We start from the raw sequence: 13,797 nt of genomic DNA on the forward strand, positions 1-13,797 counted from the left end.
CACTGGTCCCAAACCAGTTGCGCTACCAAGCTGCGCTACTCGCCGAATGCGGAGCGCATCTTACTGCTGAGGTGCGCCCCCGTCAATCCCTTATTTTCAAAAAGCCATTCAACTGGCGATATTCTCGCCAGAGCAGCTACTGCGCGGCTTTTGCGGTGCTATCAGGGAGTTTACACCAGTTGTTGTTTTCGTTAATTCCACCATTTGGTGAGGTATAGCCGAGACAACCCATAATGGTGTCGTACAGTTCAACGTGGCGACGTGGCACCTTCATCTCCGCCTCTTTTTTCAGATGAGCAAACATTGCAGCTTTGTCAGGGTTTTCCAGATACTTATCCGACATCCACATAATCATCGGCACGCGGAACTGCTCCGGCGGTGCCAGCTTGCGCGGTGTACCGTGCAAATGCTCTTTCTCATTGATGGATTCACCGTGATCTGCCGCATAGATAACAATCGCTTTCTTGTCGCGCAGCTGGTCAATCACGCGGCTCAGGAAGGTATCAACATACAGTACCGAGTTATCGTAGGCATTGATCAGTTCCTGCTTGCTGCAGTCTTTATTAATACCGACGCACTCAGGTTGCCACTTTGCAAAGTCGCGCGTGTAACGTTGGTAATAGCTGTAATGTGACCCTTTTGTATGCAGAATGACGAGATGTTTGCCCTGCGGATGATTCTTCAGAGACTCAGACATCTCCTCAAGCAGCAGCATATCGTCGACGTTTTTACCGCGGTTGCGGGGCTCGGCGCCAATCTGCTCACGGTACGCGATGTTATCCGCCAGCGTATTGGTGTAGAACCACATCTCACTTTGCATAGCGAAGAGATCGGAGCTAAAACCAAGCTGCTTCAGCACAGCAAACACGTTTTGCTCTTTCAGCGTGCGTTGTGGGTTATCACTCGCACCGCCTTCACGCACAAACATACAGCGCAATGAGAGCTTCGTCGCGGTATCGCAAGAGTAGCCGCGATAGGCCACCAGGTTCTTTTCCTGAGCCAGTTTTGGTGTGGTATCACGGTCGTAACCGAGAATACCCATATGATCCCAGCGTGTTGTTTCACCGATAACAAACACGACGTAAGTATCATCCAGTCCGTCAGCAGGTGCCTGATAGGTGAATTTTTTTGTCGGGTTAATCAGCGATTTCACATCACTCGATTCGTCCGCCTGTGCCCAGGCATAAAGACCTAATGCCGAGAGCCAGTTAGACGGCAGATAAGAGTTAGCCACTACACCACCGTAGCTTGGCATATCAACGCCCGTCGCTTTTTCAATTCGTTTTTGCTGTTTTTCCATTAAGCGAATAGGCGCCCATACCAGCAGTCCGGCCAGCAAAACGACAACGATATTGCGTACCCGCTGTCCGCGCGTACGCAACTGGCGTAATAAGGTATAGCGGCAGGTATTACTCCAGATAAAGAAGAGCGGGATCAGGCAGGTTAACACCGTCCAGACGATAAAGCCTTTACCGACCACCTCTTTTGAAAGATCGATATCCGTGGTCATCACCGACGCCACGATACCGTACCCGATGACGACGTTCATGAACGTCATGTAATAGCTTGCGGCGGCAGAGATAATCACCACCAGCGAGGCCAGAATTTGCCAGGTACGTCGGCCAAAAAGTGAGAGCAGGCGTAACAGGAAGAAGGTTGCCAGAACGGAACCAAACACTTCAATCGCGGCAAAAATTCCATTTCTTACGGTGAGGTGTTCAAAATAACCTTCCACTCTTCTGAACAGCACCGCGCCATTCAGAAACAAACCGATATAGACAGCCAGCATCAGACACAATCGTTGCTGGGTAAGAGACCTAATATATTTCATGCAAACAACCCTGGGGGAAGGGGTATAAAGACCCGCCGAATCTCATCGAGAAAGCAGACAGAGTAAGTTGGTGCGAGAGAAACCGTTATCAGAAAGGTCCACAAGCGCGATAAGTAGACCACAGCGGGAAAGAAAAGTGGCAGCAGAGAATGTGATCGATGAAGATTTTTACAAAATAACAAGTCCGAAGGCAATGCAGAGATAAAAAAGAGGCCCTGCGGCCTCTCTTCATTAAATCAGGCATGCGCTTCTTTATAGACTTCACGCTGCGGCTGACGAATCGTCGTGGACAGTGCCAGCGAAATAATCAGCAAAGCAAATATCACGCAGAAGGTCACGTAGAACCCGCCGAACAGCGAGGCAATCAGCGAGCCGCAGATACTGCCGATCCCAAAGCCGAGATAGATAACCCCGTAGTTTTTCGCCAGGTTATTCAGCCCAAAGAACTCGCTTACCAGCGACGGGAAGACGGTAATGGTGCCGCCAAAGTTAAAGGCCACGCAGGCAATTGCTGCAAAGAATGTCGCTTCATTCAGCGGGGCGAACAGTAACGCCGCCATCCCCACCAGAGAGACCACCTGCCCTATCGTAATGACGCGGATACGGGCAATCTTGTCGGACAAGATCCCCAGCACCAGGCGACCAGACAGGTTGGCGATGGAAATAACCGTCACCGCATTCGCCGCGGTTGCCGCATCCAGTTTCACCATTCCCTGGGCGATATCTTTCGCCACGCCAATGACGTACAGACCACTCATGCAGGCCGTCAGGAACATCACCGCCAGCATCCAGTACTGCGGTTTGCGCATGGACTGCGCCAGCGTAAAGTCGTTCTCCACCACGCCGTTAACGGATTTCACTTCCTGCTGCGGGGCATCTTTCATCAGCGTGGCACCGAACAGAATCATCACCAGCACGATGGCACCCCAGATCATGAAGGTCTTTTCGAGGCCAACGGACGCCAGCAGATGGGCATCAATAAACTTAAAGCCGAGGCTGCCCAGGCCATAAGAACCAATGGCAAAGGCGGAGATTAACCCCTTACGCTCCGGGAACCACTTCACACAGTTCGACAGCGTCAGCAGATAGCCCGCACCGTCTGCCAGGCCCACCAGGACGCCAGCACTCAGCCACAGCATCATCAGGTTGCTGGAATGCGCCGTCAGGAAGAAGCCCAGACCGAGCAAAATGCCGGACGCCATGGTCACGCGCTTCACGCCAAAACGCTCCTGCAGCTTGCCGGCGACGGAAGACGAGATCGCCAGCCCAAGACTCAGCAGACCAAAAGAAAACGCCACCTGGCTGACCGGTGCGCCAAGTTTGTCGGAAAGCGCACTGTTAAACAGACTCCAGGTATAGACCGATCCCAGCGCGAACTGGGTGACGATGGTGCCAAAGAGCGTGAGCCAGCGCGTACGGTTATAAGTTGATGTGTTCATGGCCGTTGTCCTGCAACAGAAATTAGAAGAATTCGCTGAGGACAACGATAAACAAAACCCTAGCGGTGATGGGGTAAAACGGCATGAAATGCAGGAGGAACGGAATGAAATGCCTGGAATCGGGAATGAATGACCTTGCCGGGGAACAAAGTGAAAGAAGGTTAGTACCTGCTATCGCTGTAAAGCCCGTGGTTATTGTTTCCGAGATGTTATCGCTACGTTTAAAAAAGTAACAACATTAAAAATTCGCACTCACCCCCAGGGTATAGAGAAACTCTTCACCGGTCGTGGTGCGTTCCCCCTGAGCCAGCGACGCATACGCCGCCATGTGCGTATTAAAAGGCATATCCGTTCCAACAGTGACATCCATCCAGCTACCGTTTTGAGCAGGGGCCGGCGTTTGCGGCATGCCAAACTGCGATTTCCACTGGTTTTCACCAAACTGCTGGTTATAGCTCACCTGCGCCCAGGGACGAAGATCGCCGTACTGAGTATTTACGCGCCAGCCCAGCGTGCTCACGCTGGCATGCCAGAGCGGATCGGCGAGCGTCTGCGTCGTCGCGCTATCGCCAAACTCATTGATCATCATCGGCGTCGAGCCGTCATACCGCCAGGACATCACCGGACCGGTGGTTATCCGCGCTGAAACCGGAAAATTCCAGCCCAGGCTCATCGCCGCGTCCGTGGTGGCGCCTGAAGGTACAGCCAGGGCAAGCCCAGGCAAATTTTGCGAAGACTGAATACGCTCAGCAAGAATATCTTCATAACGCGGTTGGTGATCCGCGTCCCATGTATAGCGTTCCGCCGTATTATTTTGGGCGTCTGAAACGATATATTCCTGTTGCCAGGCAGACGCTGTATGACAAAACAACAGGCAGGCTGAAATCCCCACCAGGCCAGAAACAGCATGGCGACCACTGATTTTTATTATCATCATCAAAGCGACCCCAGAGAGAGCCGAGTTCGGCGATATTTGTCGTTATTCAGGAAGCGTTTAGCGGGCATATGGCCCTGTATTAACTATTGTCTTTATACCAGGCACGTCAAGACAGACGGAATGAAAATTTTGCGAAATCAGCATCAGTAAGGGAGATAACGGATGGAACGTTGCGGTTGGGTAAGCCAGGATCAGCTTTATATCGACTATCACGATCGGGAATGGGGCGTGCCGGAGACGGAGGGCAGAAAACTCTTTGAGATGATCTGCCTTGAGGGACAGCAGGCGGGATTGTCATGGATTACGGTACTGAAGAAACGTGAAAACTACCGCAACGCCTTTCACCAGTTCGACCCCGTCGCCGTCGCCGCCATGACCGATGAAGACGTAGAACGCCTGGTGCAGGATGCTGGCATCATCCGCCATCGCGGTAAGATCCAGGCCATCATCGGCAATGCCCGCGCTTACCTGGCGATGGAGCAAAACGGCGAGCCCTTCTCTGAGTTTGTCTGGTCGTTTGTGAATAACACGCCGCAGCTCACTCAGGCCACCTCGCTGGCGGAGATCCCGGCCTCCACGCCGGAGTCGGACGCGCTCTCTAAGGCCCTCAAAAAGCGCGGCTTTAAGTTTGTCGGCTCCACCATCTGCTACGCCTTTATGCAGGCCTGTGGCCTGGTCAATGACCATGTTACCGGCTGCTTCTGTCATCCGGGGAGGCAACATGATCCGCAAGTGGCAAAGTGACAATGCCGATCCGCTCCTGAGCCTGTGGCTTGAAAGCACCACCGAAGCGCACCCGTTCATCAGCGCAAGCTACTGGAAGGAGAACGAAGCCATGGTGCGGGAGGTCTACCTCCCTGCAGCGGAAACCTGGGTGTGGGAAGAGGACGGTACGCTGCGTGGTTTTATTAGCATTATACAGTCGCAGTTTGTGGGGGCGCTGTTCGTCAGGCCAACGTATATCGGGCAAGGTATTGGAGGCGCGCTGCTGAACCATGTTCAACAGCGCTTCCCGCATTTAAGCCTGGAGGTCTATCAGAAAAACGTCCGGGCGGTGAATTTCTATCATGCACAGGGCTTTCGCATCGAAGACAGCGCCTGGCAGGACGATACCCAGCACCCGACCTGGATTATGAGCTGGCAGGCGGATCAAACGCCGTTAAGGTAAGCTCAGGCCCCTGGTATTTCTCAACCCAGGCCAGCGCCGTATTCCCTGCACAACCGTTCCCCAGCTTCGAGCTGGGGAGATCTTTGGTCAGCACGTTAACCGCCCCGTTTTTACAGATCCCCCCCTCGGCAGGCTCAAGATCGGGCCATGCGCCCTGGTGAATACAGATCACGCCCGGTTTAATCCCGTCGCTGACCACCGCCCCTGCCAGCACCTGACCACGATGATTCCAGACGCGCACCACATCGCCGTCCGCAATCCCGCGGGCTTTAGCGTCATGGGTATTCAGCGTGATCGGCTCTCGCCCGGCGACCGCATACTGCTCGCGCAGTGAGGAGTAGTTAAGCTGGCTGTGCAGACGATGTGCGGGATGAGCAGATAACACCTGCAGCTGCTCCGGCTGGGCGTTGCCGTGCCACTCGTCTGGCTCCAGCCAGGAAGGGTGTGGCGGGCAATCGGCATAGCCAAAGCTGGCGATGCGCTCGCTGTAGATCACAATCTTGCCGCTCTCGGTTTTCAGCGGATGGTTCTCCGGGTCGCGGCGGAAATCAGCGAAACGGACGAACTGCGCGTTCTGTTCGCTTTCCGGCATTTCGATCAACTGGTTCGCTTCCCAGAACGCAGAAAATGGCGGCAGCGTTACGCCCTGCGCCGCACCGCGCTGCCCGGCGATCTGGTAAAACGTCTCCAGCCATTGCAGATCCGTTTTCCCTTCGGTAAAACGTTCGCGACCGCCCGCTTCCCACCGCTCGCTCAGTTCAGCAAACACGTCAAAATCATCACGTGCTTCATCGCGCGGCGCCACAACGCGCTTCATCGGTACCATATGCTGGTTGCTGTAATCGCCGGTCATGGTGAGATCGTTACGCTCAAACGACGTGGTCGCCGGCAGCACAATATCCGCATGTTTGGCCGAAGCGGTCCAGAAGCACTCGGAAATCACCACCAACTCCGGCTTTTGCCAGGCGCGGATCAGGCGATTGGTATCCTGATGGTGCGTGAAGTTCGCCCCGCCCGCCCACCAGATAAATTTAATATCCGGGAAATGGCGGTCCAGACCGTTGTGCTGATAAAAACCGCCCGGGTTTTCCAGGGCTTCAATGATTCGCGCCACCGGGATTTTATCCACGGCATCCACGCCGCCTGCCACCGAACCTTGCAGAGAAGCCAGCACCGCCGCTTTGCGCGTTGGGTTTCCGCCGTTGGCAAAATGATAGGAGAGACCAAAACCGCCGCCCGGCGTACCGATCTGCCCGAGCATGGCGGCAAGCGTGACCAGCATCCAGTGCTTCTGCTCGCCAAACTGCTGGCGCTGCATCCCCCAGCCGGACATTAACATCGTGGTGTTGTCATGGAATAACGCGGCCAGTTCGCGAATTTTGTCAGCAGAAACACCACAAATTCCTGCCGCCCATTCTGCGGTTTTAGCCACCCCGTCGGATTGCCCCGTGAGATAGTCGGCAAATTGGTCAAAGCCGGAGGTGCAGCGGGTGAGGAAGTCACTGTCGTGCCAGTCGTTCTCCACCAGCGTATGGGCGATACCCAGCATCATTGCCACGTCGGTGCCCATATGCGGCGCAATCCACTCGGCGCTGTCGCCGAAGAAATCCATGGTTTCAGAGCGCATCGGGTCAATGCAGATGATGCGCTTGCCGCTTTTGCGCAGCGCGTCGAAATATCCAATGCCCTGCTCGTCACTGGCATTCCAGGCAATTTTCAACGTGTTAAGCGGGTTGGCACTCCAGAGCACCACCACATCGGTATGCGCCAGCACTAGCGGCCAGCTGGTCTGCTGCTGGTAAACTTCGTTGCCGCCGACCACGTACGGCATGATCGCCTGCGCAGCGCCAGTGGAATAATCTCCCAGATGTCCGGTATAACCGCCCGCCAGGCTCATGTAACGCTGCAGCAGCGTCGACGCCTTATGCAGCACGCCGTTCGAACGCCAGCCGTAAGATCCGGCAAAAATGGACGATGGGCCGTAACGTTCGCGGATGCGCTTATGCTGGGCGTGGATCAACGCCAGCGCATCATCCCAGCTCACGCGAACAAACTCATCCTGGCCGCGAATACCCTGCGGTTTGTCCGGCGAAGCCAGAAAACCTTTACGCACCATCGGCCAGCGCACGCGCGTTTTGCTATGCACCTGATCGCGAACGACGGTCTGTAAAGAGTTGGGATGTTGTGTTGGCAGTGCCCCGCGGGAGGACAAAACATTTTCGCCATCGGTTTCGACCAGCATCGGCCCCCAGTGGGCGGCGGTCAGAATGGTTTTCGTTGAGGTGCTCAAGCGTGCGCTCCTGGTTGCGTGCAGGTTTTACGGCCTTCTTGCTGAGGCCGTTTATGGTTTGTCACAAATTTCAGAGTTATACCCGGAATTTTCTCCGTATCTGGACGTCATAATCAACTGCCACGCACGCCGTGGCAAAGAATAAAAAGGATTAAGGAAAGAAGATGAAAAAACGCGTACTCGTTATTGCCGCTCTGGTGAGCGGTGCACTGGCTGTTTCTGGCTGCACAACCAACCCTTACACCGGTGAGCGCGAAGCGGGTAAATCCGGCATCGGCGCAGGTATCGGCTCACTGGTAGGTGCAGGCGTTGGGGCACTCTCCTCCTCCAAGAAAGACCGCGGTAAAGGCGCGCTGATTGGCGCAGCGGCGGGGGCAGCACTGGGCGGCGGCGTCGGTTATTACATGGACGTGCAGGAAGCAAAACTGCGTGACAAAATGAAGGGAACCGGCGTAAGCGTGACGCGCAGCGGCGATAACATCATTCTGAACATGCCGAACAACGTGACCTTTGATAGCAGCAGCGCAACGCTGAAACCAGCGGGTGCGAACACGCTGACCGGCGTGGCGATGGTGCTGAAAGAGTACAACAAGACCGCCGTGAACGTGATTGGCTACACCGACAGCACCGGCAGCCAGGATCTGAACATGCGTCTGTCACAGCAGCGCGCGGATTCCGTTGCCAGCTCGCTGATCGCCCAGGGTGTGGAAGCGAACCGCATCCGCACCAGCGGCATGGGCCCTGCCAACCCTATCGCCAGCAACAGCACGGCGGAAGGTAAAGCGCAGAACCGTCGCGTAGAGATTACGTTGAGTCCAATTCAGTAATCGCATTTCTCCCTCTCCCGTGGGAGAGGGTTGGGGTGAGGGCACCAGACCGCACCCCAGGTAAGCGCAGCGCCACCGGGCAAATTACTTGATTCGTCCGATTTTCCCGTTAAGGTATTCTCACTAAATTCAGGGAAATCAGCGATGAGCAAACCAGCCCGGGCCACCATCAGCGACGTGGCGAAAGCCGCCAGAACCGGTAAAACCAGCATTTCGCGCTACCTTAACGGCGAGAAACATCTATTGTCCGATGCATTGCTGGCGCGTATTGAACAGGCTATTGCCGATCTCGACTACCGCCCCAGCCTGATGGCCCGCGGGCTCAAACGTGGCCGCACCCGCCTTATCGGACTTATCATCGCGGATATCACTAACCCCTACTCTGTAAACGTGCTCAGCGGTATCGAAGCCGCCTGCCGCGAAAAAGGTTTTACGCCTCTGGTCTGTAATACCAACAATGAGGTCGACCAGGAGTTGCACTATCTCGATCTGCTGCGCAGCTACCAGGTGGAAGGGATTGTGGTCAACGCGGTGGGCATGCGTGAAGAGGGGCTGAACCGTCTGCAGCAATCCTCCCTGCCCATGGTCCTCATCGACCGTAAAATCCCGGAATTCGCCTGCGATGTGGTCGGGCTGGATAACACCCAGGCCGCCACGACCGCGACCGAGCATCTGATTGAACAAGGTTTCGAGGCGATTCTCTTTCTGAGCGAACCGCTGGGCATGGTAAATACCCGACGCGATCGGCTGGCTGCATTTCGTGCCACGCTGGCGCGTTATCCCGGCGTGATCGCCGAAAATGCCGAAACGCCGCTTCACGAAGCCGATCAGCTCGACAATACCCTACGCCAGTTCCACACGCGCCATCGCGGGATGCGCAAAGCCGTTATCTCCGCCAACGGGGCACTAACCCTGCAGGTTGCCCGCTCACTCAAGCGTATTGGCCTGCACTGGGGCAGCGATATCGGTCTGCTGGGGTTTGATGAACTGGAGTGGGCGGAGCTGGCTGGCGTCGGCATTACCACCCTCAAACAGCCCACCTGGCAGATTGGCTATGCTGCTGTAGAACAAGTGGTTCGTCGTATTGAAGGCACCAGTGAGGCCGTACGCGAGCAGGTCTTCTCCGGCGAGCTGATCGTCCGCGGCTCCACCGCACGTTAATTTCCCCTTGTGATAGCGATCATAAATTCGACATCCTGAGCTTTTCTTTGGAACCGGTTCCATCTAGCGTAATAGTATTGATATGTTGCGATGGAGTCCGAAGATGGGCAGGAAAATCATGGTGGTCACCGCCGCGTATGGCGCGGAGCAGGTGCGACAGGCGGGCGGTCAGCGGGCGATGCTTCCCGTTATTGCGGGTGCAGGCGCCGACGGCGTGGAGATCCGCCGCGAGCTGTTCAATAGCGAAGAGTTACTGGCGCTGCCTGCGCTCGGTGAGTCCATTGAGCTTCTGGGCCTGCTGGCGTGTTACTCCGCACCTGCCGCCCTGTTTATGCCCGATGGTACCCTCAACCCGGACCTGCCGCGGTATCTCTCAGAAGCCAGCATCCTGAACGCGCTGTGGCTGAAGGTTTCCCTGGGCCATTTTAGCCACACGCAGCCTCTCGATGCCTTACGTACTCTGCTCAATACCAGCGGTATAGCGCTGGTTGTGGAAAACGATCAGACCGACTGCGGCCAGCTTGCACCGATGCAACGTTTTCAGGCCGCCTGTCGCGAAAGGGCGCTTCCCGTCACGTTGACCTTTGACATGGGCAACTGGCTGTGGGTCGGTGACTCCCCGGAAGAGGCCGCGCGTCATCTGGCGCCTGCCGTGAGCTATATCCACGTTAAAGCCGCCGTTCCGCATAAAGATAACTTCCGCGCCGTCGCGCCGGACGGTGCCGATTCCCGCTGGCTGGATCTGCTTGGCCAGCTGCCTGCCGATGCCCCGCGCGGTATCGAGTTCCCGCTGGAAGGGGCGGATTTAACCGCCGTTACCCGCCATTACGTCAACCTGCTGCGCGAGGAGTAAATCATGCACAAGACGCTGGATGTCATCACGATTGGTGAAGCCATGGCGATGTTTGTCGCCACCGAAACGGGCGAGCTGAGCGCGGTAGAGCACTTTATCAAACGCGTGGCGGGCGCAGAGCTGAACGTCGCAACCGGCCTGGCGCGTCTGGGCCTGAACGTCGGCTGGGTCAGCCGCGTGGGCGATGACAGCTTTGGCCACTTCGTTCTCGATTCGCTGAAAAAAGAGGGGATTGATGCCGCAGGCGTTACGCTCGACGGACGCTTCCCCACCGGCTTTCAGCTTAAGTCTAAAGTTGAAAATGGAACCGATCCCATCGTGGAGTATTTCCGCAAAGGGTCGGCCGCCAGCCATCTCTCCGTAGAAGATTACCACGCCGACTATTTTGCCTCCGCGCGCCATCTGCACCTGAGCGGCGTGGCGGCGGCGCTCTCTGCCAGCTCGTATACGCTGCTGGATCATGCGGCAACGAGCATGAAGTCGCAGGGCAAAACGATCTCTTTCGATCCAAATTTGCGCCCGGTGCTGTGGAAAAGCGAAGCGGAAATGATCGAGAAGCTTAACCGGCTAGCATTCAGGGCGGACTGGGTTCTGCCGGGCCTGAAAGAAGGGATGATCCTGACCGGCGAAAATACACTGGAAGGCATTGCTGACTTCTACCTGAATAAAGGGGTAAAAGCCGTGGTGCTGAAAACCGGCGCCGATGGCGCATGGTTTAAAACCGCCGAAGGCGAGCAAGGCGCGGTCGCGGCGGTGAAGGTCGAGAACGTCGTCGATACCGTCGGCGCGGGCGATGGCTTTGCCGTGGGCGTAATTAGCGCGCTGCTGGAAGGCAAACCGCTGCAGCAGGCGGTTGCACGAGGCAACAAGATTGGCTCACTGGCCATTCAGGTGCAGGGCGACAGCGAAGGATTACCGACACGAGCACAGCTCGGCATGTAAATTCCCCCTCACCCCGGCCCTCTCCCCAGAGGGGAGAGGGTTAGGGTGAGGGGAACAAACCGCACTCAACAAAACAAACCACCGTGTACCCTACAGACAACGGCGGTAACAACCTCAAAAACAGAGGCAAGCCTATGAACAGTTCGACCAATGCAGTAAAACGCTGGTGGTACATCATGCCAATCGTGTTTATCACGTACAGCCTGGCGTACCTTGATCGTGCCAACTTCAGTTTCGCATCCGCGGCGGGGATCACCGAAGACCTCGGGATCACTAAGGGCGTCTCATCCCTGTTGGGCGCCCTCTTCTTCCTGGGGTATTTCTTCTTCCAGATCCCCGGTGCTATTTACGCCGAACGCCGCAGCGTGCGTAAGCTGATCTTCATTTGTCTGATCCTGTGGGGCGCCTGTGCGTCACTTACCGGCGTGGTGAACAATATTCCTGCCCTGGCCGCCATTCGCTTTATCCTTGGCGTCGTTGAGGCGGCGGTCATGCCCGCGATGCTGATTTACATCAGCAACTGGTTTACCAAATCTGAACGCTCACGCGCGAATACTTTCCTGATCCTAGGTAACCCGGTCACCGTACTGTGGATGTCGGTGGTCTCCGGCTACCTGATCCAGTCCTTCGGCTGGCGCGAGATGTTCATCATCGAAGGGGTTCCGGCAGTGATTTGGGCATTCTGCTGGTGGGTGCTGGTGAAAGATAAACCTGCCCAGGCGAAATGGCTTTCCGAAGATGAAAAAGCGGCGCTCCAGGCGCAGCTGGATAAAGAACAGCAGGGTCTGAAGGCGGTACGTAACTACGGTGAAGCTTTCCGCTCCCGTAACGTGATCCTGCTCTGCGCGCAGTATTTTACCTGGAGTATCGGCGTGTACGGTTTTGTGCTGTGGCTGCCGTCGATCATCCGCAGCGGCGGTGAGAATCTCGGCATGGTTGAAGTGGGCTGGCTCTCGTCCGTACCGTATCTGGCTGCGACCATCGCCATGATCGTCGCCTCCTGGGCGTCGGATAAGCTGCAAAACCGTAAGGTGTTCGTCTGGCCGCTGCTGCTGATTGCTGCTTTTGCCTTCATCGGCTCCTGGGCCGTGGGCGCGAATCACTTCTGGGCCTCTTATACCCTGTTGGTCATTGCCGGTGCCGCCATGTACGCCCCGTACGGTCCATTCTTTGCCATCATCCCGGAGATGCTGCCGCGTAACGTGGCGGGCGGTGCCATGGCATTAATTAACAGCATGGGCGCGCTGGGTTCGTTCTGCGGCTCCTGGCTTGTTGGTTACCTGAACGGAGCCACCGGCAGCCCATCCGCATCGTACATCTTTATGGGGGTGGCGCTTTTTGCCTCCGTGTGGCTTACTCTGATTGTTAAGCCTGCTAATAATCAACAGCACCCCGTCGGCGCACGCCACGCCTGAATCCTTAAAAATCAACGGAGATTAGCATGAAGCCGTCCGTCATTTTGTATAAAGCACTGCCGGAAGATCTGCAGAAACGCCTGGAAGAGCACTTCACCGTCACGCAGGTGAAAAACCTGAGTCCGGAGACCGTGGCACAGCATGCCGATGCGTTCGCCAGCGCCGAAGGCCTGCTGGGTTCAAGCGAGAAAGTGGACATCGCCCTGCTGGAGAAAATGCCGAAGCTTCGTGCTACTTCAACTGTTTCAGTAGGTTATGACAACTTCGACGTGGATGCCCTGAGCGCCCGCAAAATCCTGCTGATGCACACGCCGCATGCCCTGACGGAAACCGTGGCCGACACGCTGATGGCGCTGGTGCTCAGCACCGCCCGTCGCGTGGTTGAAGTGGCCGAGCGCGTTAAAGCAGGCGAATGGACAAAAAGCATTGGCCCGGACTGGTTCGGCGTGGATGTTCACGGAAAAACGCTGGGCATCGTGGGTATGGGACGTATCGGGCTGGCGCTGGCACAGCGCGCGCATTTTGGTTTCAACATGCCGATACTGTACAACGCGCGCCGTCACCACGATGAAGCGGAAGAACGTTTTAACGCGCGTTACTGTGAGCTGGATACGCTGTTGCAGGAAGCCGATTTTGTCTGCCTGATCCTGCCGTTGACGGATGAAACACGTCACCTGATTGGCAAATCCGCATTTGAAAAAATGAAGAAATCCGCCATTTTCATCAACGCGGGTCGTGGCCCGGTGGTGGATGAGCAGGCGCTCACTGAAGCCCTGCAAAATGGCGAGATCCACGCCGCCGGTCTGGACGTGTTTGAGCAGGAGCCACTGCCGGTGGATTCTCCACTGCTGAAAATGCCAAACGTCGTCGCCCTGCCCCACATCGGCTCTGCCACGCACGAGACACGCTACAACATGGCGGCTACCGCAGTGGA

12 protein-coding genes are annotated in these 13,797 nt (G+C 56.2%); 8 read left to right on the forward strand and 4 right to left on the reverse strand.

Annotation, left to right across the window (positions count from 1 at the left end):
• Positions 1-136 precede the first annotated feature (136 nt).
• From eptB to L977_RS05580, 3 genes are all read right to left on the reverse strand, one after another.
• Positions 137-1,831, reverse strand: a complete 1,695-nt coding sequence (eptB, locus tag L977_RS05570) for a kdo(2)-lipid A phosphoethanolamine 7''-transferase (protein ID WP_014882055.1) — start codon at positions 1,829-1,831, stop codon at positions 137-139.
• Between the two features lie 236 nt (positions 1,832-2,067).
• The gene (locus tag L977_RS05575) at positions 2,068-3,270 is read right to left on the reverse strand and encodes an L-lactate MFS transporter (RefSeq protein WP_014882054.1); all 1,203 of its coding nucleotides are present in this window, start codon (positions 3,268-3,270) and stop codon (positions 2,068-2,070) included.
• 238 nt (positions 3,271-3,508) lie between these two features.
• Positions 3,509-4,207 carry an autotransporter domain-containing protein gene (locus L977_RS05580; protein WP_023336578.1) on the reverse strand — a complete coding sequence of 233 codons (699 nt, stop codon included), beginning with the start codon at positions 4,205-4,207 and terminating at the stop codon, positions 3,509-3,511.
• Between the two features lie 162 nt (positions 4,208-4,369).
• Here L977_RS05580 and tag point away from each other — a divergent pair, with 162 nt between their 5' ends.
• Positions 4,370-4,951 carry a DNA-3-methyladenine glycosylase I gene (tag, locus tag L977_RS05585; RefSeq protein ID WP_023338921.1) on the forward strand — a complete coding sequence of 194 codons (582 nt, stop codon included), beginning with the start codon at positions 4,370-4,372 and terminating at the stop codon, positions 4,949-4,951.
• Positions 4,929-5,375 (forward strand): N-acetyltransferase, encoded by a 447-nt coding sequence (locus tag L977_RS05590; RefSeq protein ID WP_014882051.1) that lies wholly within the window; start codon positions 4,929-4,931, stop codon positions 5,373-5,375. The genes tag and L977_RS05590 overlap by 23 nt, the downstream gene beginning before the upstream one ends.
• On the opposite strand, the gene L977_RS05595 is transcribed toward L977_RS05590, so the two are convergent.
• A complete protein-coding gene (locus L977_RS05595; protein WP_014882050.1) occupies positions 5,338-7,617 on the reverse strand; it encodes a molybdopterin guanine dinucleotide-containing S/N-oxide reductase in 2,280 nt (759 codons plus the stop codon). The genes L977_RS05590 and L977_RS05595 overlap by 38 nt on opposite strands.
• 212 nt (positions 7,618-7,829) lie before the next feature.
• Between L977_RS05595 and L977_RS05600 the strand changes: the two genes are divergently transcribed.
• From L977_RS05600 to ghrB, 6 genes are all read left to right on the forward strand, one after another.
• Positions 7,830-8,492 (forward strand): OmpA family lipoprotein, encoded by a 663-nt coding sequence (locus L977_RS05600; RefSeq protein WP_010426241.1) that lies wholly within the window; start codon positions 7,830-7,832, stop codon positions 8,490-8,492.
• 144 nt (positions 8,493-8,636) lie between these two features.
• On the forward strand, positions 8,637-9,653 hold the full coding sequence (locus L977_RS05605) for a LacI family DNA-binding transcriptional regulator (protein ID WP_014882049.1): 1,017 nt from the start codon (positions 8,637-8,639) through the stop codon (positions 9,651-9,653).
• 103 nt (positions 9,654-9,756) lie between these two features.
• Entirely contained in the window at positions 9,757-10,506 is a 750-nt protein-coding gene (locus tag L977_RS05610; protein ID WP_032645129.1) for a sugar phosphate isomerase/epimerase family protein, read from the forward strand.
• A gap of 3 nt (positions 10,507-10,509) precedes the next feature.
• A complete protein-coding gene (locus L977_RS05615; RefSeq protein ID WP_023336572.1) occupies positions 10,510-11,448 on the forward strand; it encodes a sugar kinase in 939 nt (312 codons plus the stop codon).
• A 134-nt stretch (positions 11,449-11,582) separates the two neighbouring features.
• Positions 11,583-12,863 carry an MFS transporter gene (locus tag L977_RS05620; protein ID WP_047625230.1) on the forward strand — a complete coding sequence of 427 codons (1,281 nt, stop codon included), beginning with the start codon at positions 11,583-11,585 and terminating at the stop codon, positions 12,861-12,863.
• A 26-nt stretch (positions 12,864-12,889) separates the two neighbouring features.
• Positions 12,890-13,797: glyoxylate/hydroxypyruvate reductase GhrB (ghrB, locus tag L977_RS05625; RefSeq protein WP_047625231.1), on the forward strand; the 908-nt coding region annotated here is incomplete at its 3' end.

The organism is Enterobacter sp. ZOR0014, from assembly GCF_000798855.1.
In the GTDB taxonomy this organism is placed as follows: Bacteria; Pseudomonadota; Gammaproteobacteria; order Enterobacterales; family Enterobacteriaceae; genus Enterobacter; species Enterobacter kobei.